At 66.4% G+C, this 5,500-nt stretch carries 5 protein-coding genes and 2 pseudogenes; 1 reads left to right on the top strand and 6 read right to left on the bottom strand.

The genetic code is table 11. The features are described from left to right. The 4 genes and pseudogenes from VGH54_RS01800 to VGH54_RS01785 all read right to left on the bottom strand — a co-directional run. Positions 1–191, bottom strand: a pseudogene (locus tag VGH54_RS01800) (hypothetical protein); the annotation flags it as partial. A gap of 82 nt (positions 192–273) precedes the next feature. Further along, positions 274–1,074 (bottom strand): Fpg/Nei family DNA glycosylase, encoded by an 801-nt coding sequence (locus VGH54_RS01795; protein WP_331510220.1) that lies wholly within the window; start codon positions 1,072–1,074, stop codon positions 274–276. A gap of 5 nt (positions 1,075–1,079) precedes the next feature. After that, positions 1,080–1,562: a ribose-5-phosphate isomerase gene (locus VGH54_RS01790; protein ID WP_331510219.1), complete on the bottom strand. Its 483-nt coding sequence runs from the start codon at positions 1,560–1,562 to the stop codon at positions 1,080–1,082. Between the two features lie 28 nt (positions 1,563–1,590). Beyond that, on the bottom strand, positions 1,591–2,202 hold the full coding sequence (locus tag VGH54_RS01785) for a DsbA family protein (protein ID WP_331510218.1): 612 nt from the start codon (positions 2,200–2,202) through the stop codon (positions 1,591–1,593). A 98-nt stretch (positions 2,203–2,300) separates the two neighbouring features. Here VGH54_RS01785 and pepN point away from each other — a divergent pair, with 98 nt between their 5' ends. Then, entirely contained in the window at positions 2,301–4,883 is a 2,583-nt protein-coding gene (gene pepN, locus VGH54_RS01780) for an aminopeptidase N (RefSeq protein WP_331510217.1), read from the top strand. A 15-nt stretch (positions 4,884–4,898) separates the two neighbouring features. Here pepN and VGH54_RS01775 read toward each other — a convergent pair whose 3' ends face one another. Next, complete coding sequence (locus VGH54_RS01775) at positions 4,899–5,366, bottom strand: DUF5130 domain-containing protein (protein ID WP_331510216.1); 468 nt, start codon at positions 5,364–5,366, stop codon at positions 4,899–4,901. Then, positions 5,353–5,500: pseudogene (locus VGH54_RS01770) on the bottom strand (hypothetical protein); the annotation flags it as partial. The gene VGH54_RS01775 and the pseudogene VGH54_RS01770, both read right to left, overlap by 14 nt.

Here is a 5,500-nt window from a genome sequence, read left to right as displayed (position 1 = left end):
GGGGGTACTACCACGTTGCCGTGGCAGGCGTTCCAGTCCCAGTTATTGCCCCACGACGGGTCCCAAAAGTCACCCGGGCACCAGTTCGGTCCCGGTTGCGCGTGGGCCTCGGCGCTGCCGCCCAGACCCGCCAAACCCAATGCCGCGGCGATCGCTGCCGACGCGATCGCACTGCTTGCGAGTTTGTTCATGGGGTTATGCGTACGCCGCGATGCTATGCGCGGGCCCTGCGGGTTCTATCGGCCAGATGAGAAGCCGGCCGTGGCTCGTCGTTCACGTCTGGCAGGTTGGGCACCAAAAGACGTTGCGCCCTTCCAATTCGGCTGTGCGGATTGCGGTTCCGCATACTCGGCACGCCTCGCCTGCTCGGCGGTAGACGTACGTGCGTGGCCGACCCGGGCCGTATGACGGTGCGCCGTGGTCATGCTCAGGCCGCACCGTGATGATCTTGCCGCGACGCAACCCGACCTTCATCAGCTCCACGAGGTCGGTCCACGCCGCGGCGAACTCCGCGTCACCGATCGCCCGGCCGGACCGATACGGGTCGATGCCATGCCGGAAAAGCAGCTCGGCGCGGTAGACGTTGCCGACGCCGGCGATGATCGTCTGGTCCATCAGCAGCGCACCGATTGGCCTGCGCGACTTGCTAATCCGCGCCCACGGCCACGCCGGATCGGCATCGCGACGCAGAGGATCAGGGCCGAGTCGGGCGACCACATCGGCGACCTGAGCTTCGTCGATGACTTCACACACCGTCGGCCCGCGGAGGTCAGTGCCGAACTCGGCGCCGACCATTCGCATCCGCACCGCCCCGACCGGGTCGGGCATCGCTTCATCGGCCGATCGTGGCCACTCGGTGAACTTGCCGTATAGCCCGAGGTGCACATGCACCGTCGTCCCGCCGACGTAGTGATGAAACAGATGCTTTCCCCACGCGGTGGCCTGTCGCAGTTCCTGCCCGTCGACGGACGCCGCCGCGAACCTGCCCTGCGGACTGGACACCCGTACCGGAGCACCCGCGTAGCGCCGCTGATGAAGCCGGGCCAGTCGATGCAGGGTATGCCCTTCGGGCACGCCGGCTACCCGCCGTTAGCGCCGGGGACCGGCGGCGCCTGGTGGGTGCGCTCATATTCGTCGAGGATGTCGATACGCCGTTGGTGGCGTTCAGCTTTCGACCACGGGGTGGTCAAGAACGCGTCGACGATGGCCAGCGCTTCGGGCACCGTGTGCATGCGACCACCGATGCCGATCAGCTGAGCGTTGTTGTGCTGGCGGGCCAGCGACGCGGTCTCCACGCTCCAGCCCAGCGCACACCGCGCTCCCGGGACCTTGTTGGCAGCGATCTGTTCACCGTTTCCCGATCCGCCCAACACGATGCCTAGACTGTCCGGATCGGCCACCGTCTTCAAGGCTGCCGCGATGCAGAACGCCGGGTAGTCGTCCTCGGCGTCATAAGTGAAGGCGCCGCAATCGATCGGCTCGTGGCCGGACGATTTCAGGTGCTCGATGATCTGCTGTTTGAGTTCGTAGCCGGCGTGGTCAGAGCCGAGGTAGACGCGCATGACCGTGATCCTGCACCGCCGTCTGGGTCTAGTCGAATTCGGGGGCCTCAGTACGGGTCCGCTTGAGCTCCCAGAAGTGCGGGTAGGCCGCGAAAGTCACCGAGGCGTCCCAGAGTTTGCCCGCCTCTTCGCCGCGCGGAATCCTCGACAACACCGGGCCGAAGAAAGCCGTCCCGTTGATGTGAATGGTTGGGGTGCCGACGTCTTCGCCGACCGCGTCCATCCCGGCGTGGTGGCTCTTACGCAGCGCGTCGTCATAGGTGTCGGTGGTCGCCGCATCGGCCAACTCGGCCGGCAGATCCAGCTCCTTCAGCGACTGCTTGATGACGTCGTCGAGGTCCTTGTTTCCCTCGTTGTGAATGCGGGTGCCCATGGCGGCATACAGCGGCGCGAGAATCTCGCTGCCGTGGGCCTGCTCGGCGGCGATCGCCACCCGCACCGGACCGAATGCCTTGGACAGCCGCTCCTTGTACTCCGCGGGCAGGTTTTCGCGATTCTCATTGAGCACCGCGAGGCTCATCACCCGGAAGTTCACTTCGATGTCGCGAACCTTTTCCACTTCCAGGATCCAGCGAGAGGTGATCCACGCCCACGGGCACAGTGGGTCGAACCAGAAATCGGCGACTGACTTCTCGGACATGCGAGATCCTCTCCTTGACGGTCTATGAGCCGACATGCACAACCCTAGCCGCGGCGGTCCAATTCCCGCCGCTGGCGCTCATTGCTTAAGTTGGACATGTGGCACTCCCCAACCTCACCCGTGACCAGGCCGTCGAGCGCGCCGCACTGGTCACCGTCGACAATTACCGAATCAACCTGGATCTCACCGATGGCGCCGGCAAACCGGGCGAGGGCACTTTCCGCTCGGTCACGACCGTGACGTTCGAGGCCCTGGCCGGCGCCGATACCGTCATCGACATCGCCGCCGGAACGGTTCGCGGCGCGACCCTCAACGACCGCGAACTCGACGTGTCCGGCTACGACGAGTCGACCGGTATCGCGCTGAGCGGCCTGGCCGAGCAAAACGTGGTCGTGGTCGACGCCGACTGCCGCTACTCGAACACCGGCGAGGGCCTGCACCGATTCGTCGACCCGGTCGATGGCGAGGTGTATTTGTACTCGCAGTTCGAAACCGCTGACGCCAAGCGGATGTTCGCGTGCTTCGACCAACCCGACCTCAAAGCCACGTTCGACGTGACGGTGACCGCGCCGCCGCACTGGCAGGTGGTGTCCAACGGCGCCATGGTGAGCGTCGACGGCGGTGTGCATACCTTCGCGACCACCCCGCGGATGAGCACCTACCTGGTGGCACTGATCGCCGGCCCGTATGCGCGCTGGGACGACGTCTACCGCGACGAGAACGGCGAGATCGCGTTGGGCATCTTCTGCCGCGCCACGCTGGCGGAGTTCATGGACGCCGAGCGGCTGTTCACTCAGACCAAGCAGGGTTTTGGCTTCTACCACAAGAACTTTGGCGTCCCGTACGCGTTCGGCAAGTATGACCAGCTGTTCGTGCCCGAGTTCAACGCGGGGGCGATGGAGAACGCCGGCGCGGTGACGTTCCTGGAGGACTACGTCTTTCGCAGCAAGGTCACCCGGGCGTCCTATGAGCGGCGCGCTGAGACGGTACTGCACGAGATGGCGCACATGTGGTTCGGTGACCTGGTCACCATGCGGTGGTGGGATGACTTGTGGCTCAACGAATCTTTCGCCACCTTCGCCTCCGTGCTGTGCCAAGCCGAAGCGACCGAGTTCACCACCGCCTGGACGACGTTCGCCAATTCCGAGAAGTCGTGGGCTTACCGCCAGGACCAACTGCCCTCGACGCATCCGGTGGCAGCCGATATCCCTGACCTGGCCGCCGTCGAGGTGAACTTCGACGGCATCACCTACGCCAAGGGCGCCAGTGTGCTCAAACAATTGGTGGCCTATGTCGGCCTGGAGCATTTCTTGTCCGGGCTGCGCGATTACTTTCGCGCCCACGCGTTCGACAACGCCACGTTCGACGACCTGCTCACCGCGCTGGAAAAGGCCTCCGGCCGTGACCTTTCCGACTGGGGCAGGACTTGGCTGAAGACGACCGGCCTCAACACCCTGGGCGCGGACTTCGATGTCGACGCCGACGGCCGCTTCACCCGGTTCGCGGTGACACAAACTGGCGCCGCGCCGGGCGCGGGTGAAACCCGGATGCACCGGCTGGCCGTCGGCGTCTATGACGACGACGGCAGCGGCAAGCTGGTGCGAACGCATCGCGAAGAGCTCGACATCAGCGGCGCCAGCACAGAAGTGCCTGCGCTGGTTGGCATTTCGCACGGCAAACTGGTTCTGGTCAACGACGACGATCTGACCTACTGCTCGCTGCGGCTGGATCCCGGGTCGTTGCAGACAGCGCTGGACCGCATCGCCGATATCGCCGAACCACTGCCCCGAACATTGGTGTGGTCGGCCGCCTGGGAGATGACTCGCGACGCCGAGCTGCGGGCCCGAGATTTCGTGTGGCTGGTTTCCGGCGGCATTCAGGCCGAAACCGAGGTCGGGGTTGCGCAGCGGCTGCTGCTGCAGGCCCAGACCGCGCTGGGTTCTTACGCGGAGCCGGAGTGGGCACAGTCGGAAGGATGGCCGGCGTTCGCCGACCGGCTTCTCGAGCTGGCCCGCGGCGCGGCGGCGGGATCGGATCATCAGCTGGCATTCGTCAACGCGCTGTGCACATCGGTGCTGTCGACCCGGCACGTGGTGGTGCTGGCTGACCTCCTCGATCACGACCCCGCCGAGTTGGGCCTGTCCGGGTTGTCGATCGACACCGATCTGCGTTGGCGGATCGTGACGGCGCTGGCCGCCGCCGGCGAGATCGACGCAGACGGCACAGCAACGCCGTTCATCGACGCCGAGGTCCAGCGCGACCCGACCGCGGCGGGTAAGCGCTACGGCGCGCAGGCCTCGGCGGCGCGACCGCAGGCGGTAGTCAAGGAATCGGCGTGGACGACGGTCATCGAAGACGATGCGCTGGCCAACATCACCGCGCGATCGATAATCGCTGGCTTCGTCGAACCCGGCCAAGCTGAGCTGCTCAAGCCGTTCGGCGCGCGCTACTTCGCCGCGATCCGCGGCGTCTGGGAACGCCGGTCCAGTGAGGTGGCGCAGACGGTAGTGGTCGGCTTGTACCCCTCGTGGGATATCAGCGATGACGGCATCGCCGCGGCCGACGCGTTTCTCGCCGATCCGGAGCTGCCCGCAGCACTCCGCCGCCTGGTACTCGAGGGCCGTGCGGGAATCGAGCGGTCGCTACGCGCGCGTCGGTTCGACGGCGGCGGGGTGGCCTGACCGAGCCGTTGCCCGCTACGCGGGCGAGATGCCGGCGCTGGTCACGCGGACCGCGCTGACCAGACCGTCGATCAGGTTGCCGTCCTGGAACGCCGACGCCGCGGCGGCGACGCCGAGCGGCGCCGCCGATTCGGCTCCGCGGCCACGGACGCCGGACCCGTACACGACCTCGATCGCGTGCTGGTCCGGTGAGACGGCGATCAGCACCGCGTCGTTGGGTGTCGGCACCCTCGCCAGGATTTCGCGCGCCCGCGCTCCGGTGTCGGTGCCCAGGTCACCGATGTAGACCGCGAACCGCGCACCGGCGGCCCGCGACCCGTAGGTCAGCGCGTCGTCGAGGCTGACCAGATCGTTGATGGGAAACGGGTAGTGCACCGAGACTTCACCGGGTTCGGTGACGCCCGAGATCCGTCCACTGGTCGTGATCACCGAGCCGTCGGGCAGCTCGGCGTGCTTCAGGGTTGCGACCTCACCACTTGCCACTTGCGCCACCTCCCACGCTGAACTCGGCTGCACCATGACCGCCGTGGCCGTGGCCGATGACCTCGTCGGTCGCGGCCCACAGGATCGGGGGATGCGTCCAGGACTCCGACATTTTGTAGGTCGCCGGGTGCGGA

It is taken from the genome of Mycobacterium sp. (assembly GCF_036488105.1).
Classification (GTDB): Bacteria; Actinomycetota; Actinomycetes; order Mycobacteriales; family Mycobacteriaceae; genus Mycobacterium.
This window is presented reverse-complemented; position numbering and strand designations above follow the sequence as displayed.

Coding starts and splice junctions, on each gene's coding strand:
- VGH54_RS01790 (WP_331510219.1), bottom strand. CDS start 1,562: ATGCGCGTCTACCTCGGCTCTGACCACGCCGGCTACGAACTCAAACAG.
- VGH54_RS01785 (WP_331510218.1), bottom strand. CDS start 2,202: ATGTCCGAGAAGTCAGTCGCCGATTTCTGGTTCGACCCACTGTGCCCG.